Annotated in this window: 22 protein-coding genes and 1 tRNA gene; 16 read left to right on the top strand and 7 right to left on the bottom strand. The window is 36.5% G+C overall.

Annotated features, from left to right (window positions below):
• Positions 1 to 9 precede the first annotated feature (9 nt).
• Positions 10 to 174: a hypothetical protein gene (locus tag ACJZU6_RS10385; RefSeq protein ID WP_162841594.1), complete on the bottom strand. Its 165-nt coding sequence runs from the start codon at positions 172 to 174 to the stop codon at positions 10 to 12.
• A gap of 383 nt (positions 175 to 557) precedes the next feature.
• Between ACJZU6_RS10385 and htpX the strand changes: the two genes are divergently transcribed.
• The 6 genes from htpX (at position 558) to ACJZU6_RS10355 (ending at position 6,962) form a co-directional block, all read left to right on the top strand.
• Positions 558 to 1,442 carry a protease HtpX gene (htpX, locus tag ACJZU6_RS10380; RefSeq protein ID WP_080156627.1) on the top strand — a complete coding sequence of 295 codons (885 nt, stop codon included), beginning with the start codon at positions 558 to 560 and terminating at the stop codon, positions 1,440 to 1,442.
• A 1,508-nt stretch (positions 1,443 to 2,950) separates the two neighbouring features.
• Positions 2,951 to 4,099 carry a polysaccharide export protein gene (locus ACJZU6_RS10375; RefSeq protein WP_408900224.1) on the top strand — a complete coding sequence of 383 codons (1,149 nt, stop codon included), beginning with the start codon at positions 2,951 to 2,953 and terminating at the stop codon, positions 4,097 to 4,099.
• 537 nt (positions 4,100 to 4,636) lie between these two features.
• Positions 4,637 to 5,476, top strand: a complete 840-nt coding sequence (locus ACJZU6_RS10370) for a TPR end-of-group domain-containing protein (RefSeq protein ID WP_408900223.1) — start codon at positions 4,637 to 4,639, stop codon at positions 5,474 to 5,476.
• Between the two features lie 109 nt (positions 5,477 to 5,585).
• A complete protein-coding gene (locus tag ACJZU6_RS10365; RefSeq protein ID WP_408900222.1) occupies positions 5,586 to 5,975 on the top strand; it encodes a hypothetical protein in 390 nt (129 codons plus the stop codon).
• A 21-nt stretch (positions 5,976 to 5,996) separates the two neighbouring features.
• Positions 5,997 to 6,791, top strand: coding sequence for a phosphorylase (locus ACJZU6_RS10360; protein WP_408900221.1), 795 nt, complete (start codon positions 5,997 to 5,999; stop codon positions 6,789 to 6,791).
• A gap of 80 nt (positions 6,792 to 6,871) precedes the next feature.
• A tRNA-Ser gene (locus ACJZU6_RS10355) sits at positions 6,872 to 6,962 on the top strand.
• Between the two features lie 373 nt (positions 6,963 to 7,335).
• Here the strand turns inward: ACJZU6_RS10355 and ACJZU6_RS10350 are convergent.
• Positions 7,336 to 7,707, bottom strand: coding sequence for a hypothetical protein (locus ACJZU6_RS10350; protein WP_080156622.1), 372 nt, complete (start codon positions 7,705 to 7,707; stop codon positions 7,336 to 7,338).
• 288 nt (positions 7,708 to 7,995) lie between these two features.
• Here ACJZU6_RS10350 and ACJZU6_RS10345 point away from each other — a divergent pair, with 288 nt between their 5' ends.
• Positions 7,996 to 8,277, top strand: a complete 282-nt coding sequence (locus tag ACJZU6_RS10345) for a lipoprotein (RefSeq protein WP_107276164.1) — start codon at positions 7,996 to 7,998, stop codon at positions 8,275 to 8,277.
• Positions 8,278 to 8,401: 124 nt separating this feature from the next.
• Positions 8,402 to 8,905, top strand: coding sequence for a carbohydrate-binding protein (locus tag ACJZU6_RS10340; RefSeq protein WP_408900220.1), 504 nt, complete (start codon positions 8,402 to 8,404; stop codon positions 8,903 to 8,905).
• A 50-nt stretch (positions 8,906 to 8,955) separates the two neighbouring features.
• Here ACJZU6_RS10340 and ACJZU6_RS10335 read toward each other — a convergent pair whose 3' ends face one another.
• On the bottom strand, positions 8,956 to 10,266 hold the full coding sequence (locus ACJZU6_RS10335; protein WP_080156619.1) for a hemolysin family protein: 1,311 nt from the start codon (positions 10,264 to 10,266) through the stop codon (positions 8,956 to 8,958).
• A 254-nt stretch (positions 10,267 to 10,520) separates the two neighbouring features.
• Here ACJZU6_RS10335 and ACJZU6_RS10330 point away from each other — a divergent pair, with 254 nt between their 5' ends.
• Both ACJZU6_RS10330 and ACJZU6_RS10325 read left to right on the top strand, forming a co-directional pair.
• Positions 10,521 to 10,949, top strand: a complete 429-nt coding sequence (locus ACJZU6_RS10330) for a lysozyme inhibitor LprI family protein (protein ID WP_408900219.1) — start codon at positions 10,521 to 10,523, stop codon at positions 10,947 to 10,949.
• A gap of 83 nt (positions 10,950 to 11,032) precedes the next feature.
• On the top strand, positions 11,033 to 11,875 hold the full coding sequence (locus ACJZU6_RS10325; RefSeq protein WP_297483187.1) for a DMT family transporter: 843 nt from the start codon (positions 11,033 to 11,035) through the stop codon (positions 11,873 to 11,875).
• 68 nt (positions 11,876 to 11,943) lie between these two features.
• On the opposite strand, the gene ACJZU6_RS10320 is transcribed toward ACJZU6_RS10325, so the two are convergent.
• Both ACJZU6_RS10320 and ACJZU6_RS10315 read right to left on the bottom strand, forming a co-directional pair.
• Positions 11,944 to 12,327: an AzlD domain-containing protein gene (locus tag ACJZU6_RS10320; protein WP_080156616.1), complete on the bottom strand. Its 384-nt coding sequence runs from the start codon at positions 12,325 to 12,327 to the stop codon at positions 11,944 to 11,946.
• Between the two features lie 11 nt (positions 12,328 to 12,338).
• Positions 12,339 to 13,124 (bottom strand): AzlC family ABC transporter permease, encoded by a 786-nt coding sequence (locus ACJZU6_RS10315; protein ID WP_408900218.1) that lies wholly within the window; start codon positions 13,122 to 13,124, stop codon positions 12,339 to 12,341.
• A gap of 327 nt (positions 13,125 to 13,451) precedes the next feature.
• Between ACJZU6_RS10315 and ACJZU6_RS10310 the strand changes: the two genes are divergently transcribed.
• Both ACJZU6_RS10310 and ACJZU6_RS10305 read left to right on the top strand, forming a co-directional pair.
• Complete coding sequence (locus ACJZU6_RS10310; protein ID WP_080156614.1) at positions 13,452 to 13,832, top strand: Rid family detoxifying hydrolase; 381 nt, start codon at positions 13,452 to 13,454, stop codon at positions 13,830 to 13,832.
• A 50-nt stretch (positions 13,833 to 13,882) separates the two neighbouring features.
• Positions 13,883 to 15,172 carry a serine dehydratase subunit alpha family protein gene (locus ACJZU6_RS10305; RefSeq protein WP_408900217.1) on the top strand — a complete coding sequence of 430 codons (1,290 nt, stop codon included), beginning with the start codon at positions 13,883 to 13,885 and terminating at the stop codon, positions 15,170 to 15,172.
• Positions 15,173 to 15,245: 73 nt separating this feature from the next.
• Here ACJZU6_RS10305 and ACJZU6_RS10300 read toward each other — a convergent pair whose 3' ends face one another.
• Entirely contained in the window at positions 15,246 to 16,646 is a 1,401-nt protein-coding gene (locus ACJZU6_RS10300; protein WP_080156612.1) for an APC family permease, read from the bottom strand.
• 358 nt (positions 16,647 to 17,004) lie between these two features.
• Between ACJZU6_RS10300 and ACJZU6_RS10295 the strand changes: the two genes are divergently transcribed.
• The 4 genes from ACJZU6_RS10295 to ACJZU6_RS10280 are packed head-to-tail and all read left to right on the top strand — an operon-like array spanning position 17,005 to position 20,691.
• On the top strand, positions 17,005 to 17,661 hold the full coding sequence (locus ACJZU6_RS10295) for a TetR/AcrR family transcriptional regulator (protein WP_408900216.1): 657 nt from the start codon (positions 17,005 to 17,007) through the stop codon (positions 17,659 to 17,661).
• A gap of 42 nt (positions 17,662 to 17,703) precedes the next feature.
• Positions 17,704 to 18,666 (top strand): HlyD family secretion protein, encoded by a 963-nt coding sequence (locus tag ACJZU6_RS10290; RefSeq protein ID WP_408900215.1) that lies wholly within the window; start codon positions 17,704 to 17,706, stop codon positions 18,664 to 18,666.
• Positions 18,659 to 19,585, top strand: a complete 927-nt coding sequence (locus tag ACJZU6_RS10285) for an ABC transporter ATP-binding protein (protein WP_408900214.1) — start codon at positions 18,659 to 18,661, stop codon at positions 19,583 to 19,585. The genes ACJZU6_RS10290 and ACJZU6_RS10285 overlap by 8 nt, the downstream gene beginning before the upstream one ends.
• Positions 19,582 to 20,691 (top strand): ABC transporter permease, encoded by a 1,110-nt coding sequence (locus ACJZU6_RS10280; protein ID WP_080156608.1) that lies wholly within the window; start codon positions 19,582 to 19,584, stop codon positions 20,689 to 20,691. The genes ACJZU6_RS10285 and ACJZU6_RS10280 overlap by 4 nt, the downstream gene beginning before the upstream one ends.
• Before the next feature lie 97 nt (positions 20,692 to 20,788).
• Here the strand turns inward: ACJZU6_RS10280 and ACJZU6_RS10275 are convergent, their stop codons facing one another.
• The gene (locus ACJZU6_RS10275; protein ID WP_408900213.1) at positions 20,789 to 22,366 is read right to left on the bottom strand and encodes an alkaline phosphatase; all 1,578 of its coding nucleotides are present in this window, start codon (positions 22,364 to 22,366) and stop codon (positions 20,789 to 20,791) included.
• Positions 22,367 to 22,541: the final 175 nt, after the last annotated feature.

The following is a 22,541-nucleotide window of genomic DNA, read 5'->3' as shown; positions in this document are numbered from 1 at the left end:
AGAGATAAACTAATTAGGTGAATTAAGCCCAATCAGTATTTCTGGTGTTTCTGTTGTTGGCGTTGGATTCGCCGCTTGATCAAGGCCTAGTTCTTTACGTGCTTCATCCATGGACATTCCAAGATGGCAACGTAAAATATCTATAGCAACTTGATAACTTTCATTATTAACCATGAACCCTCCCTGTTTCATTTTTCTTTGTGTGTGCTGTTTCATAACAATACATCAACAATAATCGACTTATGCTATGAAAGCAATACGACCAAAGTCTAATCAACCTTTATTTTAATAATTATGTGGATCTAAAAAGATTAAGTGTAATTTAATTGTTAGTTTTTAATGGTTACTAGCTATATTTTATACTTATTTTGTCGCTATATAAGATAAATTCGAATTTAATAAGAATTAGTAACAATTTAACACTTTAATTTACAGCCATATTATTCGAATATAGTAGGTAATAGTTGCTTGAATGTACCAAGACGATGAGAAAACAGAGTCTTATAAGGTATAAATCCAAACAAATAATATCCTTTCAAATGGAGTAGATAATAGATATGAAACGTATTGCTTTGTTTCTAGCAACAAACCTTGCCGTAATGTTGGTGTTCAGTATTGTACTTAACATTGTTTATGCGGTAACAGGAATGCAACCAGGCAGCCTTTCTGGATTGTTAGTAATGGCGGCTTTGTTTGGTTTCGGTGGTTCATTAATTTCTTTAATGATGTCAAAGTCGATGGCTTTACGCTCAGTAGGTGGTGTTGTAATTGAACACCCGCGTAATGAGACTGAACATTGGCTAATCAATACTGTTGCTCGTCAAGCAGAACAAGCGGGTATTGGTATGCCTACCGTGGCTATTTATGATGCGCCAGATATTAACGCTTTTGCAACTGGAGCAAAACGTGATGATTCGTTAGTTGCTGTATCAACAGGTTTACTGCATAGCATGACACGTGATGAGGCTGAAGCTGTATTAGCCCACGAAATCAGTCACGTTGCTAATGGTGATATGGTAACGATGACCTTAATGCAAGGTGTGGTAAATACCTTTGTCATCTTTGTTTCTCGTCTTGTTGCTGGTGCTATTAGTGGTGTTAATAGTAATAGTGAAGATGGTGAGGGTGGTGGTAGTTATATGACCTACTTTATCGTATCTTCAATTATGGAAGTGTTGTTTGGTTTCCTCGCGAGTATTCTGACAATGTGGTATAGCCGTCATCGTGAGTTTTATGCTGATGCGGGTTCTGCAAAGTTAGTGGGTCGTGACAAAATGATTGCAGCACTTGAGCGTTTAAAAGTGAGCCAAGAGCCACATTTAGAAGGTTCAATGATGGCATTTGGTATTAATGGTAAGAAGTCATTATCTGAACTATTTATGACCCATCCGCCGTTAGAAAAACGTATTGATGCGTTACGTCGTGGTGAGTACGTAAAGTAATTATTCATTGATTTAACTATCGCTCAACAAAAAGCCCTCAGTTAAAACATTTTCTCGCTGAAAGTATTTTAACTGAGGGCTTTTTATGTTTATTACTTACTCATTTCTTGGCTTCCTACATACCAGAAATTAAGTTGAATAACTTCTTATAATTTGAATAAGTATTGAACAACAGCAATGATTAAAGTTGCTTTAATAAATACAATAAGCCGTCATAAAACACCGGCAAGAGCATATCTGTGCCTGTTTTTTGCCAAGTTATCGGTTTACTTCGTCAAGCTATTACCTACAAAAATATGTTGTATTGATTATTTGAATTCACGTTTAATACTGACAAAGACATTCAAATAAATGATGGTTGATGTGTTGACTGAGTTAGATGTTAGCACCTAATTATGATGAGTGTTTTTGTATAATATAAAAGTTAAAGCATATCGAAAACACTCAAAAAATAATAAGTAGAATAAATAGGAAGTATAAAACTAAGTTGTTATTGGCTTATGTAACAAGGTCGTAATTTGTAAACAAAAATTTCAAATTGATAGGCAATGGTAATTTGGAATTATTTATATACATAATTACTATTCTGTTATAGCAAGCTATAAATGACTTTGTTTTTATCGTATATATTTAAATTTAAGGTGTATTTTAGAATATATGGGTCATCGACGGGTGTATAAAATATAGGCGTTGTGTTTTTATAACAGATATAACAATAACCATTATATCATTGGTAGTTATTGGTGGTTATGGTTGGATTTGATTTTGTAATGTATTAAGCCTGATTTAATCTGAAAATCAGAAAAATTGGGATGATAGGGATTAAGTGTTATTGGGGTGTGTTTTTCCTTTTTTATATTGAATGTTGCGTTAACTATATGTTTTTATTTGTTTTTATTTGTTTTTTTGATTGTGATAAATGTGCTTTTTATTTTATTTTAATTTAATATTTTAATTTAATGGCTGTTTTTTAACTAATATAATATTATTAGGCTCAGATTTAAAAAGTATTTTACAACATTGCTGGTACACATTAAGAGAGTGTATTTGTTTAACTTATAATTACAGTAAATTAGTTTAATTGTTGTTATGAGGTGACATGTTTATATAGTAAATGTTTTATGGTGCATGAGTTTGAATTTTAATAATACAAAGTTATTACGGATTGCTATTTTGATATTTAAATGTTGATCCATTAAGGTATGAGTGTCGGTGTAAAAAAGATAAAATATGGGTTTGGTTATTTGCTCATTTTTATATGATTTATAACGAACACTAATTTACCTAGCATAAGCTTAATGGGGATATCTATTCAGTAATGTAGCTGGATCCCCAGGTTTTTTCGAAATTGAAATCATATTAAATTTGATAAGAATAAAACTTTAGGTATTAATCATCGTAATCAATAATTGATCTATAGTTATTGTAGTCATACTGCTATTGCTGAATAATTATTCACATAGAAGTGGATTACGGTAGTTTATTTTAACAACATATGTGAATTTATAATGGATTTAACAAAGAAAATTCTAATAGCAGCATTAATCTCATCGACGTTAGCTGGGTGTACTGTTCCGGGTTCAAACTTATCGCTTGATGGTAAGCATGTTGTGGCTGTTGCTGATGGTGATAGCACTGACTTATCTGATCGTGTAAATGTTTATCCTCTGACGGCTAATACTGTAAGCCAGTATCGCCTTCCAAAGGTAAAAGCTGAGCAAAATCCACGTTTGGAAGCTGAGTTAGCAAATTATGAATACCATATTGGCTCTGGCGATATTTTAAACGTTACTATTTGGGATCACCCTGAATTAACTATTCCTGCTGGCGCATATCGTAGTGCAAGTGAAGCCGGTAACTGGGTGCATGCTGATGGAACTATCTTCTATCCATATATTGGCAAAGTATATGTAGAAGGTAAAACAGTTTCTGAAGTACGTAAGATCATTTCTAATCGCTTATCCGCTTATATTGAAAGTCCTCAAGTAGATGTGAACGTAGCATCTTTCCGATCTCAAAAAGCATATGTTACTGGTGAAGTTAAAACACCAGGGCAACAACCTATTAGCAATGTACCTCTTACATTACTTGATGCGATCGATAAGTCAGGCGGTTTAGCTGCTGACGCTGACTGGCGTAATGTGACATTAACACGTGATGGTAAAGACCAGAAAATTTCACTATACGCGTTAATGCAACGTGGTGATTTACTTGAAAACCGCTTATTGAAAAATGGCGATATTATCCATGTGCCACGTAATGATGATCAAAAAGTCTTTGTGATGGGCGAAGTTAATCAGCCTAAGTTACTGAAGATTGACCGTGCAGGTATGAGCTTAACAGAAGCATTAAGTAACGTTGGTGGTATTAATGAGCTTGAAGCTGATGCTACTGGTATCTTCGTTATTCGTTCAACTCGTAACGCGGCTAAGACCAATGCGAAAGATAAGACTATTGCAGATATTTACCAATTAAATATTAAAGATGCAACAGCCTTGGTTATTGGTACTGAGTTTGAATTGCAGCCATACGATATTGTATATGTAACAGCAGCACCAATCGCACGTTGGAACCGTGTTATTCGTCAGATTGTTCCTACTATTGATGGCTTTAACAATCTATCAGAAGGTCTTAACTATTACACCAACCTTAAATAGGTTAGTACGAAATAGTTAATGATATATAAAAAGGGATGCTTAGATAGCATCCCTTTTTTTATGTATTGAAAGAGAGCGGATGTCATTATTGAGTCTGTATATAGTCGATAATAAAAAAAGAAACAGAAAAGTCTCTAATGATGACGTTACATCATAGGAATCAGTATAATAGAGCCTAAAAGTGCGATTAATAAGCTAATGCTCACTGGAATTAACCATAATGATTTATCCGTTTTATTCTTCATATACTCTCCTGTATATCCATATCTAAAAGGTTAATTGTTAGTATTAATAAGCCTAGAACGTATTTTTCATTTGATAGTAATTAATCATCAATCCTTGATACTTTTTTGCTAAAACGAGATTTTGCTGCTAATTTTTTTTAAAATATGATGTTTTTTCGTGTTTTATTGATTTTAAATCTAAATATGACAATGTAAAAAATGAAAGATGTTATGTTTATTTATCATTTTATTGTCATGCTTGTTTATTAGTGAAAGGTTGTCGTTTATGTTTAAAGTGCTGTTAGGAATTGTAATGCTTTGTTTTATGCTTCCAGTGTCGGTTGTTCATGCTGCTAATGGCGATGAAGCAAAGCCTTATTCCGAACAGAGTATTTATGAAAAGCCAATGATTGAACGGTATGTACTTGATGAATTGAAGTCTCTTCGAATGGATCAGCAAGATCTTGAACGACGAATTACGCGAGATATAACGGATAGAGAATTATCTGTTGCTGATAAATCAATGAATTATGCGAATGTTACCGTCACTTACTTTTTCTATATTATTGCTGGTGTTGCTTCACTCATCGCGCTTATTGGCTGGCAATCAATGCGTGAAATAAAAGAAAATACTAAACGTATGGCAGAAGTACAATTAAAAGATATTTCTGAAAGTTATGAGCAAAAATTTAAAGCGCTAGAACGGGATTTAAAGCGTAAAACGCGCATTATTAGTGAAAATAACCGTGAAATAGAAAAAATCAACGAAGTACATAATTTATGGCTTCGAGCGCAAAGCTCTCAAACACCAGAGCAAAAATTAGAAATCTATGACGAAATATTAAAAGTTCGTCCTGGTGATTTAGAAGCATTAACTTATAAAGCTGATGCCACAATGGAAATGCGAGAGTTTCACTGGGCATTAAGTATGTGTAATCGAGTCTTAGAAGTTGATGATACAAACGCTCATGCTTTATATCAACGAGCTTGTGCCTATGCCTGTTTAGGCGTGGAAGAACAAGCCATATCAGATCTTGAACGTGCGATTAAAGATAGTACATCATTACGGGAATTGGCCGCTGATGAAGATGATTTTGAAAATTTACGAGGCAATGAACGGTTTGAGTTATTACTCGTGGGTACTGAAGATTAATAATAGATGGGTATCGGTAATTACAACTCAACATTGCATTTTTAATGCTAGTAAAAACAAGTAAATAAGCATAATTTTATAAGTAGAATGGAATTTAAGGAAAACGAATATGACTAACTTCCAGTTTTACACTTATGAACTGCCTTGTTTTAACTGTCACGTACATCAGGCTAAAACTGATCTTGGTTGGTTAACGCCAAGCATGAAGGCTGATATTGTTGATCAAATTGATGTAATGCTGAAGCAACGTAGTAGTGATTACAAACCCTATTTTACCGTACAGGTTATTTGTACAGCAGATGAAGCGAAAGATTACCTACTTTTAAATTATTATAACTATTCTGAGCCTGAAATTAATCACGGCAAGGTTAAATCAACGGTGATTGCTGATATTGATGATCAAATATCAGAGCACATGACAGCTGAAGGTGTCGTTGTTTTTAATCATGAAATAGAACTGCAAAATTGTGACGATTGTTTTCAAGAAAGCGACGCGTAATGTAAAAGTAGGAATAAGATAATGCTTTGGAATGCTTGTGAGGAAAAAACGAAAGTAGCGCTTGGTAGTGGTGATTTATTACCTTTAACGAGCGACGATATTATTTATCAGCAACAAGGAGTTAACTATATTGTTAATTTACTTACTGATAATATGAAAATTAAACATTCTCCTGCTGTTTCGGCACAAGATCCTTTTGTTGCACCATATACTCATTGTGATTATATAACGGATATGGATAAGGATTATGTGTGTTTATTAAATCGTTTTCCAATCGTAGTTCCTCACTTATTGGTTTGTGCCAAAGATTATATACCACAAACATCGGTGCTAACTTTAGCTGATTTTACGGCGTGGGCTAAAGGTATCACTCGTAGTGATGTGCTGGGTTTCTTTAATGCAGGGCATGATGCTGGTTCTAGCCAAATGCATCGTCACATGCAGCTTGTGAGAACAGCTATTCCTTTAGAATCTCAGATAGTCAATGGACTGTTGCCGTTTAAACATGTGGTGTTTGTCTATACAGATCTGAATCCAAAACAACTCTATGCTGATTATTTGGTTGCAATGGAATCTCTACAGTTAAATACCATTAAGTTAGTGAATGGACTCGCTGAATGTCTACCTTATAATATTTTACTGACTGAACGTTGGATGTTGATTATTCCACGGGTTAAGAACCAAGTAGAAACCTTGTCGGGTCATGGTGTTAACTTTAGTGGTCGTTTTTTAGTCAGCTCTGAACAGCAATTAGCATGGCTAGAAAACTATGGCTTTATGCGATTTTTAACTGATTGTGGTTTTGAAAAAAAATAACCGCATAATTGTCTGATATTTAAGCGGTTACGCTATAAAGACTTTACAATTGATAAGGTTATTATTACTATAGCGGCCATGGAGAGATGGCTGAGCGGTTGAAAGCACTGGTCTTGAAAACCAGCATACGTTTATAGCGTATCTAGGGTTCAAATCCCTATCTCTCCGCCACACATTAAAAAGCCGCTATTTATTAGCGGCTTTTTTTCGTTTACATAAAAGCGGGTTCAAATCCTCTAATGCCACTTCAGCGGCTCCGCCACAACATTAAGAACTATGTTTATACATTGAATATCCAAACTAACCACGCGTCATTCCCTACAGTGAGGTTACGAACGAGATAGGGAATCTACTATTAGCATGTCGTAGTGTTATTGTTTGGCTTGATATTTCAGCTAATTTTTTAATGATGTCTCTAATGCTCAAACGTGCGGTGAATAGATTGTAGATGATTATCCGTGTCATTCTTTGTGATAATGATTACGATATAAAAAAAGCTGCTAGTAAGCCTAACAGCTTTATTGTTTGGCGCTATAACCGATAGTTACTCACAAGCACTACAAGCTTGTAGAGCGATTTCATGCTCTAAAGTCACTTGGCCCAATGCTGTGGTACTCGCCGCGATTTCTTGTTCAATATCTTTAAGATCATCAGCATCAATGCCGCTGGATGTTAACTCATCTTCAGTGTAACCAAATGCATTTAACAATAGGTAGTCACGTGCCTCTTCTGGGCTACAAGTTATAACCACTGTAAGATCATCACCAAATGCGGCATTACCCGTGATAATTGCTGTAATTTGTTGTTGAATGCTATCGTGCATTGTTGGTGTTAACCAACCTAAATCAGCTTCAGCAGTATTTTTACGACAATCAAAGCAAGGAAGGAGCTGAGAATAGCTCTGAAAATTGTTCATGGAAAGTATCCTGATCACGGTATTAATATTGCTTCGCAACTTATGCTAATTTACGCTTAATTACTAGCGTAAAAGTGAAATTTTTATTCCAATATGAGCAATTATATCCAATCTTAAAATATACCTTATAGCGTATTTTTATTGTCAGATTTTATTGGCGTAAGAGAGATGATAATAGATTCAGTTGTTATAGTGTTGCTCTGTAGACTAAGATAACAGCATATAAAAAATAGCTATTAGCATCATAGAGATAATATTGTCGTAGATGGATGGCGTAAGGGGATAAGTATGAAAAAGATAATAATAGCAGCAGCTATAGCAATTACAGTAGCAGGATGTGCAGGAACACCATCAAATAGTTATACCGTTGATAATGCAGCTGGCGTGTCATCTTGGGAATTATGCAGAAATATTGGTTATCATGAGTTTTTTAATCGTACTCAAAAAGCACAGCAATTAACTCATTATGTAGTTAACCGTGGTGATGTTGATCCTCAAGCTTGCCAAGCAGCCGCTGCGGACGGAAAGAAATTTGCTGAAGAGGAATACAGTAAAACGGGTGGTTACTAATCGTTTAGATACGCTTACTTACAATATTGTTTGCTGATTATCTATTGGTATCAGTTATAATTTATAAAATACGAATGGTGATTATTTCACCATATTTTTATTGTAAGTAGGGATCACTATTATTATGAAAAAAAGCGCATTGCTTGTTATGTGTGTATTAAGCACATTATCACTGACTACTGTTTCATCGGTAGCACTTGCAAATGATCGTCCGACGATCTTACCGAGTGGACAATCAGGATTGCAGACATGGAATAAAGAGTCTGTATATAACAAAGGTGATAGCGTACGTTATGTTGGACGATTGTGGGTCGCTAAATGGTGGACGCAAGGTGATCGTCCTCAGCGTAATAATGAATCTGACCCATGGAAGTTAATTCGTCTTAATGGCAATGATAATAATTATGACGATAATGACTACAATGATAATGATTATACTAAGCCCAATAGTTTTAAAGTGACGCGTTATCGTGAAGGCTTTAAATACAGTGCGGGCGATAGAGTACGTATGCCAAATGGTAATGTGTACCGTTGCCGTGATTGGCCTGCAACACCATGGTGTGAGTTGGCAGGGTATGCTCCTGGTAAAACACAACACTGGCGTGATGCGTGGTCTCGAGTAAAGTAAGACTATTGTACTGAGTATCTGCTGTGCAAGCAGATACTCATTGATAGTTTTTATTTGTGAGGTTGTTTCGTTGATGGACGTAGAGACACATTCACTTTTTCAATACGGTTGTGTTCAATGACGAGGATTTCAAAACGCCATCGTTGCCAATTAATGATGTCACCATTTTTAGGTAATCCACCTTTAATCCACATTAACATGCCATTTAATGTTTGATAGCCATTTTGATCTTCATCGGGTAATTTTTTTAAATCTAATAAGTCTTTTACAACTGTGATTGGAATTAATCCATCGAGATGCCAATTATTATCAGCTATTTTTTTCGACCACACGTCAGTAGGATCTTGCGAGTTAAATTTGCCTGTCAGTGCTTCAAGTATATCTCGTGGTGTGACTATTCCTTGAATATCACCGTATTCATCGACGACAAATGCAATTTCAGCACCAGAATCTTGGAACATATCTAGCAGGTCTGTACCTGTCCATGTTTCAGGTATAAAGAGTGGTTGAGTAACATAATCAATAATATTTTTAGGTGTGTCTTTACTGTTGTCGAGTTCAAATTGTAGTAATTGTTTAGCTGTGATCGTGCCTTTAATATCGTCGATTGTGTGGCTGCAAACGGGTAAACATGAGAAAGGACTCGCCAGTAATTTTTGCTGATAACTTTCTACGGTATGGTCAAGATCAAGGTAACTAATCGCGTTTCTAGGTGTCATCATTGATGAAATTTTACGATCATCAAAATGGAACACATTACGCACCATAGTATGTTCTTGCTGGTGAATAATACCGGTTTGAGAGCCTTCAGTTATAATGGCTTTGATATCTTCTTCTGTTAAATGAGTACTGTTGGTGGTGCTTTTACTAAATATACGTAAAAATAACTCAGTAGATCCCGCTAATAAGATAATAAAGGGACGCGATAAGCTGGATAAAAAAGCAATGGGACGTGCAACACGTAGTGCTAATGGCTCTGCATTGACTTGAGCATAACGCTTCGGTATTAGTTCACCAATAACAATAGAGAAATAAGTGATGATAATAACAGCAATGATAGTTGCGGAAACTGATGCTGTATGGGCTTGAACACCAAAAGAGGTTAGCCATGACGAAATAGGCCCAGCAAGCGCTGCTTCACCGATAACACCGTTTAGAATACCAATAATGGTAATGCCAATTTGAATGGTTGATAGAAAAGTGGTTGGTTTATTGGCTAATTTTAATGCTGTAATTGCTGCAGTATTACCTTCGTCTGCAAGTACTTGTAGACGATTTTTACGTGAAGTAACAAGGGCTATTTCTGACATGGCAAACCAGCCATTTAGAATAACCAAGAAAATAAGGATTGCGATACTCATTAAAACTCCTAGCAATAAAATAGGCGAATTTATGATGAGAATCGATAAATAAGTCCGCCAAATAGGGTGAATCGCCTATGAGGCCACTTCCTCCATCATTATAACTCGCATGTGGAAATATAAAATCCACATTTCAGTTAAATAATTTATTAATTTTCAAATGTGTCATGATTTAGTGTTATCAGCCTTATTAATATAAAGAGATAGCTTAAAAATAGACAAATAAAAATTAGAAAAATAGGGAGAAGACAAACATGAAAACATTATGGGCAATATGTGTGCTAGTGATCTCTGGTTCAGTGATGGCATCAACACAAAACGCAACACTAAATTGTGATGAGGCGTATTCGACACTTGAAATTAATCAATGCGCTGAAGATAAATTAGCTCTTGCTGAACAGCAGTTACAAGTTTATTTAGCACAAAGTATTCATCAAAATAGTGCAGATAAAGCATTGGTTGATGCTATTAATATTGCACAAAAGCAATGGTTACTATATCGCAAGACAGAATGTAATGCGGTATACACACAGTGGCAACAGGGAACCATTCGTGGAGTGATGGCGTTATCTTGTCAATTAGCAATAACTCAACAACGAATACTGACATTATGGCAACACTACCTGCGTCCAATGGACAGTAGTACGGCAGTATTACCGATGCCAATTGTTGATAATGAGTAAGAGATAAATTAGCCAAACATGACTATTTTTTACTTCGCATTTGTTAAATACAAAAATCATTGCCCTATTTTAAGATTAAACTTATGAAATATTACTTATCTATACAAATCACCGCGATTCTTTTTGGGCTATCAGCAGTGATTGGTGAGCAACTTAATGTCAGTGTCATGACCATTGTTTTTGGTCGCAGTTTGTTAGCAGTACTAACTCTTATTATTTTATTGAAATTAGATCATCAATCTTTTTTTCCAACTGCAACAAAAAGTGCCATTTTTAAACTTATTTTAAATGGTTCGTTACTCGCAATACATTGGTTTTGTTTTTTTATGGGTGTAAAAAAAGGGGGCGTAGCAGTTGGAACGTTAGGGTTTGCTTGCTTCCCTTTATTTATCATATTAATTGAATCTGTGTTTATGGGGAAAAAAATTGGTCCAATTGATATATTGATATGTATTCTTATTGCAATTGGTTTAATTATTATTACCCCTCATTTCTCGTTTGATATAAATAATCTTGGTTTAGTGTGGGGTATTTTAGCGGCGATTACGAATGCCTTATTTATTATCTTTAATCGAAGTATCAGCCTTAAAATTCATCCATTACAATCAGCATTTGCTCAGTGTCTTGGCTGCCTTTTATTATCATTACCTTTTGGTATGACAGGAATGTTCACGTTACAGCCTATCGATATGTTATTGATGGTTATTTTAGGAGTGTTCTCGACCGCAATTGCACAAACATTATTGGTTTTTTCATTACAAGGGTTAAAAGCAAAAACAGTTTCAATGATCATCACTCTAGAGCCTGTTTATGCCATTATGTTTGTATGGATTTTATTTGCTGAAAAGCCAACAGTGACAACATTGTTCGGTATGTTATTTATTATTACAGCTGCAATATTTGCATCATTGAAAAAATACCGATAATTATTGATACATTAAAATAAAAAACCGAGCAAATGATGCTCGGTTTAATCAGGGGGTATTTTTATAAATTAACAACATGTGAGGTGATGAAGAAATTGTACAATAGGATCAAGGTATGTTTGGAATAAAATTAATGAAACTAGACCACCAATAACTACCCAAATAAGACCAAAACGTAGACTGATAATGGTACAAACAATTGCAGCTAATACTTTTGGGTTTTCTAGATTGAAAGCAAAATTTGAACCTTTCCCTAAAATTTCAACAGCAATAATCGCGGGTAAAACAGTAACCGGAACGAAACGTAATGTTTTCTTAAAACGTTCAGACATTGTAAAACGTCCCGCCATACCAATGACTGCAAAACGAATGATAAAAGTTGCAGCAATCATTGCAAGTGTTAAATAAAGAACATAATCATTGTTTAAAGCAAAATGTGGATGAGTATGCATGGTTATGGTCCTTATTTTTGGTTAACGGTAGTCGTTGATAAAAGAGGGCGTTGTTGCTCTTCTTCTAATTCTTTTAACAGTATTTTCTTTGTTTCTGCTTTTATTTTGTGATCCGTCCTTTCTGTTGAAATATCCATTTTGTAGCCAGCATAAACACCAATAACCGCCGCAATAACAAGACCTAATGAATAAGGTAAACCGGAGAGTAAGATCCCTGTTATTGTTGCTACCACGGCCGCCACAATACATTCTCGACTTTTAACTTGTGGTATTACAATTGCGATAAATGCTGCAACCATCGCAAAATCTAAGCCGTAATCTGCAATGTGGGGGAATGATGATCCAATCATGGCACCACAGAAATCAGCAATAACCCAGTTGACCCAAAAACCAAACATTGCCGCTAGATAAAACCATTGTCGCCCTGGTTTTTCTTGTTTCATCTCGCCAATCGTCGCGGCATAAACCTCATCTGTTAATCCGTATGACATCAGTATTCGTGTTGGCATGCTGTATTCTTTGACGTATTCAGATAGTGACGCGCTATAAAGGATATGACGTAAATTAATCACAAAAGTAGTAATGAAAATAACAATAATTTCTGTTGATGATTGGATTAAACCAAGTGCAACCATTTGTGCTGATCCAGCAAAAACAGTCAATGACCATAGAGTACTTTGTAGTACTGACATACCAGCGTTAATGCTGATAGCCCCAACAATGAAGGAAAAAGGAAAGGCTCCCACACAGAGAGGGAAGATCGCTTTTAGCCCTGCTTGTATTAATTGTTTCTTCATTACTGGCCTACTTTTAATAATTGTCATAAGTCAAAAATAATTGCAAAAAAATAATCTGTGCGACTTTTATATTATTTTCACAATGCAAATATATTTGATTATTTTTGGTTTTGCAAACTAATGAAACAAGTTGAGATGCCATGTGTTGTAACTTTAATTAGTTTAATAGCAACATTTGGCTAATTAAACTTATATTTAATAAGAGGTTGTAATTTTATATTCAAATGTGGAATTTATGATTCCAGTTAAATTTGCAAAAAAAATTGCATGCTCCATATTTCGATTGTTAAAATAAATTTGAATTTTAAGTAATGAGAGATAAAACACATGTCAAAAGTAATTACGTCAAAAACAGCTCCTGATGCAATTGGTCCTTATTCTCACGGTAATGCATTCGGTGATTTAATCTTTACTTCAGGTCAGTTACCTGTATGTAAAGAGAAAGGTGGCATTGTTGATGGTGGTGTTGCGGAACAATCATATCAGTCTCTAGTTAACTTACGTTCAGTTATTGAGGCTGGTGGTGGTGATATGGATACGGTTGTTAAAACAACCTGTTACTTAGCTAATATTAGTGACTTTGCCGCGTTTAATGAAGTTTATGCTCAGTTCTTTAAAACTGAATGTCCTGCACGTAGTTGTTTCGCGGTGAAAGATTTACCAATGGGGGCATTGGTAGAGATAGAGGCAATCGCATACCGTAAATAATATATCAACAATAATAGCTAAAATAATTAGAAGTACTAAGGGTCACCAATATGAATGCACAGTGGAAGCAATATACAAAAATCATTAATACTGTAGTGAAGCCGGCATTTGGCTGTACTGAACCTATTTCTGCAGCGTATGCGTCAGCAGTGGTTGCACAATTACTGGGGCAAGATGTTGAAGAATTAACGGTAAAGGTTTCAGACAACTTATTTAAGAACTCAATGGGTGTGTTTGTACCTGGTACGGGTAAAATTGGTTTGTCCATTGCTTCTGCTGTAGGTGCTATCGGCGGTAACCCTGATGGTGGCCTTGAAGTTTTAGTTAATATTACGTCAAATGATGTAGAAAAAGCTCAGCAATTGATTGATGCTGGCAAAGTACACGTAGGTCGTAAAGAGGTTGAAGAGTTTATCTATTGTTATGCAGAAGCAAAAGCTGGGCATAATATTGCAACGGTTGAAATTAGTGGTGGACACACACAAGTTATTAAGAAAACGTTAAATGGCGAGGTTGTATATGATACAACAATTCTAAATGACTGTGAGCAACAACAAAAATCAACGGCATCTGTGTGTGATGACATTGATATTTCTATTGCTGGTATTTATAAGTTTGCCACTGAAGCTAATTTTGCAGATATTGAGTTTATTCTAAAAGCACGTGAATTAACGGTTGCTTTATCTGATGAAGGTTTAAAAAATAAATACGGTCTACAGGTTGGGCGTACTTATCAAAAGAACATCGATAATGGTGTATTAAGTGATGACTTAGCACATCGTGCCGTTATGCGTTCCGCTGCTGCCTCTGATGCTAGAATGGGAGGGGCGACATTACCAGCTATGAGTAATTATGGCAGTGGTAATCAAGGTATTTGTGCTTCTATGCCGGTAATTGTTTTTGCTGAGCATTGTAAATCAACAGATGAACAGCTTGCTCGTGCACTTATTATGAGTCACTTAGGTGCGATTTATATGAAATCTTTTTATCCACCATTATCGCCATTTTGTGGTTGTGCTGTCACTAGTTCAGCGGCTTCAATGACGATGACTTACCTTCAAGGTGGTTCATTTGAAAAGATTTGTTTTGCGATTCAAAATACACTGAGTGATACCGTGGGCATGTTTTGTGATGGCGCAAAGTCGACGTGTGCAATGAAAGTAAAAAGTTCAACCAGCTCTGCAGCTTTAAGTTCATTAATGGCAATTGATAACCATGAGGCACATGGACAAGGTATTGTTGCTAATGATGTTGAGACGACTATTCGTAATATCGGGCGTATGGTGACGGAAGGCATGAAGAATACCGATAAAACGATCATTAATATTATGTCTGTATAATTTGATAATTAAAGAAAAGCCGCAGCATTTTTAATGCTGCGGCTTTTTTCTAAGCTTGATATAACGCTGCTATTTAAGTGTATTGTAATTGTTTTTTACGGTACATAATGGCGGCGATAGCGGGTAGGCTAAAGATAATAAAGCCAGAAATTAAGGCAATAGCTGCGGTATTTTTATCAATGCTTGCTGGTACATCAAAAGAAACAAAAATAGTAATGAAACAGCTGATTAATCCAAGCGTTGACGCTATAACCATACCGATTTTGCCACCAGGAACGCGGAATGGACGATCAATATGTTGATGCTTACGACGTGATGCTAAGAAACTGATAAAGATACAAATGTACATTACCATGTAAAGTTGCGTCATAAGAATGTTCAATAACCACATGCCTTGGTTGACGTTAGGTACTAATACAAAGACTAATGACAATAAGCTAACGATAGCCCCTTGTAACAGTAATAGTGGAACGGGGGCTTTATTACGGTTTTCTTTTGATAACCGTATTGGCATAAACTTATCTTTAGCTGCTACGTGTAAACTCTTTGTTGGTGCAATAATCCAATTATTTAAACTGGCAAGGCTACCAAATACTATCGCAAGTGCAATCACAGGCAATAAGAATGGTAAATTCATGTCTTCAAAGAAGGTTTTAAATGCGAGAATGATGCCTTCACTTAAACTTGAATTATTATGAGAAACAACAGCAGCAATGGATAGTGAACAAGCCGTAAGTGATAATAAAATCATCACCGTCGAAATGAGTAATGCTTTAGGATAGGCTTTTTGTGGGTTTTTCACTTCATTGGCATAAGCAGTCGTAATTTCAATGCCTGTTAGAGATAAAACAACAGCAGTAAAACTCGCGCCAATACCACTTTGTGAAAAGTCAGGTAACCAATCTGAAACATGGCGCAATGAAATGTGCGATGCTTCTGGGTTGGTATATGTCCAATATCCGCCTAATGCAATGATAAGTAAGATCGGAAAAATCAGACCAATCATACCAAAGACATTCGTAATTAGTGATGACAGACGTAGACCAAAAATATTGACTAAGGTCAGCGTCCAAAAGATAACGTTAATCATCACTAACATAAAAATATTATTTTCTGCTAGGTGTGGAAAAAATGGGTAGGTACCTGTCGCAACGATAAATGAGATCAGTGGTGGATAATAAACAATATTTTCAGCATATTGATACCACACTGTGACAAAACCAAAGTTATGTCCCAATGTCTCTTTACCCCAAAGGTAAACGCCGCCTTGTTTCGGGTAAGTGGTACTCATTTCGGCACAAACTAATGCTGTTGGTACAAAAAAGCATAAACCAGCAAGGACGAAAAAAGAAATAGCATGGCTGCCTAAGAGTGCTGCTCCCGGTAAATTACGGATACTATCGACCGAGGTTATCGTAATCATGATTATCGAGAAAACGCTTAACTTTGCAACAGATTTTGCGATATCGCCCATTAAAGGCCCTCAGGTTAAGTCCGCAAAATGTGTTATAAAACAGCAAGCAATGCGGTGTTCAAAAAGAAAAAGAGCAGCATTTTAGAGCCTATAGCCCACATGGGTATATAGGCAAAAATGGTATGTTTATTATCAAAAATGGTAATAAGCATTCAGTATAGTGAATGATAACGGCTTTATGGTTTATTTTTATGAATTAAACTGGTGTGTGTTTATCGTTAAAATAGCGAGATCATGGCTGTTAGGTACTCTTAAAATTAATTATTAATCAATTTGTACCTCTTTGAGTAATTATTTGTTTATAAAGCGAACAATATAGATCGTATAATTAAACAAATGATTAATTATCGAGGTGTGGATGAGCAGTGTAATAGATAAGCGACGTAGTGGACGTCCAATTATTGATCTTAATGCTCGCCAGTTATTAATTAATAATGCACGTGAATTATTTTCAGTGATGACTTACGACAAAGTATCAACACGTATGATCGCTCAAAAATCAGGAATAAATGTAGCGATGATTCGTTATTATTTTAATTCTAAAGAGGGACTGTTTGAAACGATGGTACGGGAAACTCTTGCACCTATTCAAGTATTGATACAGCAATTATTGGTCGAAAAAAATACCAACAGTTTATGTGAGTTGATGCGAACGTATTATCGCGTAATGACGGTTAACCCCAGCTTTCCACGATTGATTTTTCAATTAATGTATTTACCCAATACAAACAGTCAACGTCAATCGATGGAAAAAATATTTACTGAAATAACACAGCCATTACAACATCGAATTTTTGAACAGTTAGCGCAACAAAATATTATTCGCTCTGATTTAGATCCGCATCTATGCAAAATTTCTTTTATTAGTTTAATGGTTTTTCCTTTTATCGCACCACCTTCGATATTGAATATTCAAGGTGTTGAGACAAATGAAGCTTTTTTCGTAAATTTACTTGAGCATAATTTAAAAGTTATTACAGGTGGATTGTTATTACCGCTAAAAGAATCACTATAACGTAATTTTAATGGACATTATTTGACTTCAATGGAGTGGACCATGAAAGGTTTATTATCGAGCTACTGTATTTTTATTCCATTTTTGCTCGTTATTTCTGGCTGTAATGATCATCGAGATGCATTGGCTTTAGGTTCTACTGAGCGTGATCAAGTTGCACTGACGGCAACGGCAAATGAAATTATTACAACACAACCTGTTATGGAGGGTCATGTTGTTAAAAAAGGAGAGGTTGTCGTTACATTACAATCTCAACAACAGCAAACGAGGCTCACTAAAGCGCAAGCACAACAACAGCAAGCACTGGCTTACTTACAGCGTTTAACAAATGGCTCTCGCCCAGAAGATATTGCAGCAGCTCAAGCACAAGTAGAACAATACCAAGCTAATTTTAGAGATAAAAATACTGATAATTTACGTATTAAGCGGCTATTTTTAAAGAAAATGGTGTCTACGGCGGAACGAGATAGTGCACAGACGCAACGGGATATTGCGCACGCTGAATTACAAGCAGCGATTAATGAATTAGATAAATTGCTGCATGGCGAGCGTATTGAAGATATAAAACAGGCACAAGCGGCATTGGTGATGGCGGCGGCAGAAGTCGAGCTTCAGCAACAAATTCTTCAAGATTATACTATTGTCGCAACCCGTAATGGGATTTTAGAACATTTACCTTATCATGTGGGTGATCGTGTCGCTAAAGATGCGACGGTTGCAATTATCACTACCGAAACTGTCCCTTATGCACGTATTTATGTTCCAGAGCCTTATCGAGTCAATATAACGGCGGGAAAAAAATTAACCATTCATGTTGATGGCATTAAGAGCTCTTATCAAGGCATTGTACGTTGGGTAGCGACAATCCCTTCTTTTACGCCTTATTACACCTTAAATGGCAGCGATAAAGCGCGATTAGTGTATTTGGCTGAGGTTGTTTTTCCTGATAGTGGTCGTGAATTACCTGCGGGCGTTCCAGTGCAAGTGGAGATGCCTCATGAGTGAACAGGCTATTGTTGCAACCAATCTAAGCCGTAATTTTGGTGATTTTGTTGCCGTTGATAAACTTAATCTAACGGTACCCAAAGGGACTATTTATGGTTTTTTAGGCCCTAATGGCTGCGGTAAATCTACTACATTAAGAATGTTAACTGGGCTATTAACACCAACGACAGGCTCTGTAAATGTACTGGGGCTAGATATTCCACGTCAAGCAGAACAATTACGTTTACGCATTGGCTATATGACACAAAAATTTTCGCTATACCAAGATTTAACTGTTCAAGAAAATCTTGAATTTATGGGGCAGATTTTTGGTATACCTAAAGTGGAGCGTAAGCGACGAATTCAACAACAGTTAATGACATATGGGCTTGATCAACGGGCAAAACGCCGAGCAGGAAAGTTAAGTGGTGGTCAACGACAACGACTTTCTTTAGCCGCCGCAACAATCCACCAGCCAGATTTACTACTGCTAGATGAACCTACCTCGGCGGTTGATCCTGAAAATCGCCGTGAATTTTGGGAGCAACTATTTGATCTTTCTGATCAAGGTACCACCATTTTAGTCACAACCCATTATATGGATGAAGCTGAACGTTGCCATGGTTTAGCTATTATGGATGCTGGTGTGGTACGTGCTAATGGATCACCTTACGCGCTAATGGATGCGATGGCGGTAACAGTTGTTGAAATAGAAGCGCAGCAACTACGGCAACTTAAATCGCAAATGATACAACTTCCTCAGGTGAGATCAGCTGCACAATTAGGGATTCGATTACGGGTATTAGTGTCAACAGATATTAACGATCCCATCGCTTGGCTACAACTACAAATACCGACATTAGCACAAGCTGTTATGACTATCAGTCGACCAAGCCTTGAGGATGTTTTTGTAACCTGCACTGGGGAGAGACGACAATGATCACTCGCTTATGGTGGAGTCTGTTACGGATCAATGCAATTGTTAGTAAAGAGTTACGGCAGCTAAGTCGGGATCGTATCACCTTTGGTATGATCGTGATGATCCCGCTCATTCAATTGTTATTATTTGGTTATGCCATCAATACTAATGTTAGAAATGTTCCTACTGCGATAGTCGATCAAAGCCACTCAGCGACTGGCCGGATGTTGGTGGAATCGATTAAAGCTACGCAGGTCGTTGATGTGATCGCAAGTTACGCGACACCGCAACAAGGCCAACAAGCGATTATGGATGGCACAGTAAAAGCGGTATTAGTGCTTCCGTCTGATTTTCAACGTCGAATAGGCCAGCAGCAAGTGATTGGGCAATGGCTTGTTGATGGATCGGATGCATTGATTAGTTCTACCATTATGCAATTACAAAAAATGCCATTAACAGAAGTTATTCCACAACGAAAAGTACAGCCAAATAATTTTGAAGTAACGTTATATTTTAATCCTGAGCGTCGGTCTGCAATTAATATTATTCCTGGATTACTTGGAATTATATTAACCATGACAATGATTCTATTTACTTCTGTAACGATTGTAAGAGAGCGTGAGCAAGGCAATTTAGAGTTATTGATTACCACGCCAATTCAACCATTAGAATTAATGCTCGCTAAGATAACACCGTATATTTTTATCGGTATTATTCAATCAATCATTATTTTAGGATTAGGGTATGTCATTTTTGATGTACCAATCAATGGCTCGTTAGTACAAATTTTTCTAGGAACCGTGTTATTTATTCTGGCAAGTTTAACGCTCGGCTTAGTGATATCAACAAAGGCAACAACGCAGTTACAAGCCATGCAAATGACAATATTTATATTATTGCCGTCTATTTTGCTGTCAGGATTTATGTTTCCGTATGAAGGTATGCCTGTTGTTGCTCAATGGATTGCGGAGGTATTACCAACGACACACTTTATTCGTATTATTCGCGGTATTGTGTTGCGAGGGGCTGATTTGGTTGATCTGTGGCGAGATACGTTATGGTTAGTCATATTTACCATTATTGGGTTAATTATTGCGTCAATTAGGTTTAAGAAAACGTTAGATTAGTGATTCTATTTATTGAACGAATACCGGTTATATTGCCAATAAGCCCTCAATGACAATGAGTATAATCAAAGTCATTGAGGGGGTTAAATAAGATAAGTTACTTAACTTGGTTTTTAATGAACTCACCTAATTGTGAGTGATGCATGATTTTAGACACAGGTAAAATGGTTGCGGCAGGTCCCCATGCAAAGACATTAACGGGAGTATGGGTGTGAGTACCTGTTCCCCAGACAATATTTTGTTGGGTTGCTTGAGCACGAGCAATCAGATTAGCGCGATCGTTATAAGGGTAGAAAGCATCAAAATCGTGAATAGCAGGAATATCTGTTGCGGATAAATAACTGTGATCATCTTTGTGATAAGGGTTGATTTTATCAGTTAATATTGCTTTAGCTTGAGCTTCTGTTATTGGAAACTCGCTATTGTTATTAATAATCGAAGCTAAGTTTTGCGGTGTTTGTTGATCTTTGTTGAGTGTATTTAATGTTGCTAACATATTGGCATAACTCATTTTTTGTTTATAAAGATCATCGAGTACGGTAAATGCACCAAAATTAAAGTTAGGAGCATAATCTTGTTGTTTAAATGCTTCACCACTGCGTTTTTGTGGCTTTGGTAATTGGTAACCAGAGTAACTAAAGCCAAATGAGCCTGTTTCATGATCTGCGGTAACAATAATTAAGGTGTCATCACGGCCTTGTGCCCATTGATAAACAGATTCAACCGCTTGATCAAATTTAATCATTTCATGCAGCATAGTACCTGCATCATTACTGTGCCCAGCCCAATCAATTTGACCACCTTCAACCATTAAGAAAAAGCCATCTTTGTCTTTTGATAGAATATCTAGCGCCTTATCTGTCATTTCTTTTAATGTCGGTTGCGTACGTTGAGGATCATTTACTGTCGCACTGTTTTGAATACCGTCATTCATTCCTGAACTTGCAAATAAACCTAATAATTTCTCTGTTTTTGATTGTAGCAACATCTCTTTGTTAAAAGCTAAAGCGTAGCCTTGTTGCTGAGCCTCTAAGAGTAAATTACGGTCATCTTTACGTTTTGACTTTAGAGAAAGATCAGTAGCTGATAGCGAAGGTAACTGTTTTGATATTGCACCTGCAGCGTCTGCTGATTGTGGTAACCAATTCCGTAATCCCCCCGATAGCATCACATCAACGTTTGCAGATAATAAGTCTGAAGCGATTTCATTTTCCAATGAACGATGGGGCTGGTGGGCAGCAAAAGCAGCTGGGGTTGCGTGAGTGATACGGGTGTCTGAAACTAATCCCGTTGCTTTACCCATGCGCTTTGCTTTTTCTAATACCGTCTCAACACTATTACCATCAGCATCGATACCGATAACCTCTGATCCTGTCATAACGCCGGTGGCTAACATGGTTGCTGAACATGCTGAATCGACAACAATGGCATCATTAGGGTGGGTGAGTGACGCGCCGATAACACCTTGCTGAGCTAATTTATACAAAGCTGTCTTCTGACCGTTATAAATGGAATGCGGCGCAAGGTCGGCATAGCTTTCTAATAAACCCACCTGTTGAGGACCCATACCGTCACCAATCATTAGAATAATATTCTTAATTTCGGTTGCCTGTACTGGCGATACGAGCGCTGCTGAAATAACGATAGTGGTAAGAGATTTAATTAATGTAGTCACGTTTAACCCTTGTTATGCAAGTAATTTTCCGTAATTACAACAGGGTTTGATGACAAAAATATGGCAGTTTTACTGTGGAAATAAGATGGTTTGAAGACAAATTGAAGATAGGGTAAAAGAATGAATGATTCATGCTTGTGCTAAAAGGATAATAATATAGCTTATTATTCTCTAG

Origin of the sequence: Photobacterium piscicola (assembly GCF_046058925.1) — a bacterium.
GTDB lineage: Bacteria > Pseudomonadota > Gammaproteobacteria > Enterobacterales > Vibrionaceae > Photobacterium > Photobacterium piscicola.
Note: the sequence above shows the minus strand (reverse complement) of the source record. Positions and strands in the feature narration are given on the sequence as shown.

Bases quoted from the DNA above. Each gene is read 5' to 3' on its own strand.
- ACJZU6_RS10385 (WP_162841594.1), bottom strand. From the start codon at position 174: ATGGTTAATAATGAAAGTTATCAAGTTGCTATAGATATTTTACGTTGC.
- htpX (WP_080156627.1), top strand. From the start codon at position 558: ATGAAACGTATTGCTTTGTTTCTAGCAACAAACCTTGCCGTAATGTTG.
- ACJZU6_RS10375 (WP_408900224.1), top strand. From the start codon at position 2,951: ATGGATTTAACAAAGAAAATTCTAATAGCAGCATTAATCTCATCGACG.
- ACJZU6_RS10370 (WP_408900223.1), top strand. From the start codon at position 4,637: ATGCTTTGTTTTATGCTTCCAGTGTCGGTTGTTCATGCTGCTAATGGC.
- ACJZU6_RS10365 (WP_408900222.1), top strand. From the start codon at position 5,586: ATGACTAACTTCCAGTTTTACACTTATGAACTGCCTTGTTTTAACTGT.
- ACJZU6_RS10360 (WP_408900221.1), top strand. From the start codon at position 5,997: ATGCTTTGGAATGCTTGTGAGGAAAAAACGAAAGTAGCGCTTGGTAGT.
- ACJZU6_RS10350 (WP_080156622.1), bottom strand. From the start codon at position 7,707: ATGAACAATTTTCAGAGCTATTCTCAGCTCCTTCCTTGCTTTGATTGT.
- ACJZU6_RS10345 (WP_107276164.1), top strand. From the start codon at position 7,996: ATGAAAAAGATAATAATAGCAGCAGCTATAGCAATTACAGTAGCAGGA.
- ACJZU6_RS10340 (WP_408900220.1), top strand. From the start codon at position 8,402: ATGAAAAAAAGCGCATTGCTTGTTATGTGTGTATTAAGCACATTATCA.
- ACJZU6_RS10335 (WP_080156619.1), bottom strand. From the start codon at position 10,266: ATGAGTATCGCAATCCTTATTTTCTTGGTTATTCTAAATGGCTGGTTT.
- ACJZU6_RS10330 (WP_408900219.1), top strand. From the start codon at position 10,521: ATGAAAACATTATGGGCAATATGTGTGCTAGTGATCTCTGGTTCAGTG.
- ACJZU6_RS10325 (WP_297483187.1), top strand. From the start codon at position 11,033: ATGAAATATTACTTATCTATACAAATCACCGCGATTCTTTTTGGGCTA.
- ACJZU6_RS10320 (WP_080156616.1), bottom strand. From the start codon at position 12,327: ATGCATACTCATCCACATTTTGCTTTAAACAATGATTATGTTCTTTAT.
- ACJZU6_RS10315 (WP_408900218.1), bottom strand. From the start codon at position 13,124: ATGAAGAAACAATTAATACAAGCAGGGCTAAAAGCGATCTTCCCTCTC.
- ACJZU6_RS10310 (WP_080156614.1), top strand. From the start codon at position 13,452: ATGTCAAAAGTAATTACGTCAAAAACAGCTCCTGATGCAATTGGTCCT.
- ACJZU6_RS10305 (WP_408900217.1), top strand. From the start codon at position 13,883: ATGAATGCACAGTGGAAGCAATATACAAAAATCATTAATACTGTAGTG.
- ACJZU6_RS10300 (WP_080156612.1), bottom strand. From the start codon at position 16,646: ATGGGCGATATCGCAAAATCTGTTGCAAAGTTAAGCGTTTTCTCGATA.
- ACJZU6_RS10295 (WP_408900216.1), top strand. From the start codon at position 17,005: ATGAGCAGTGTAATAGATAAGCGACGTAGTGGACGTCCAATTATTGAT.
- ACJZU6_RS10290 (WP_408900215.1), top strand. From the start codon at position 17,704: ATGAAAGGTTTATTATCGAGCTACTGTATTTTTATTCCATTTTTGCTC.
- ACJZU6_RS10285 (WP_408900214.1), top strand. From the start codon at position 18,659: ATGAGTGAACAGGCTATTGTTGCAACCAATCTAAGCCGTAATTTTGGT.
- ACJZU6_RS10280 (WP_080156608.1), top strand. From the start codon at position 19,582: ATGATCACTCGCTTATGGTGGAGTCTGTTACGGATCAATGCAATTGTT.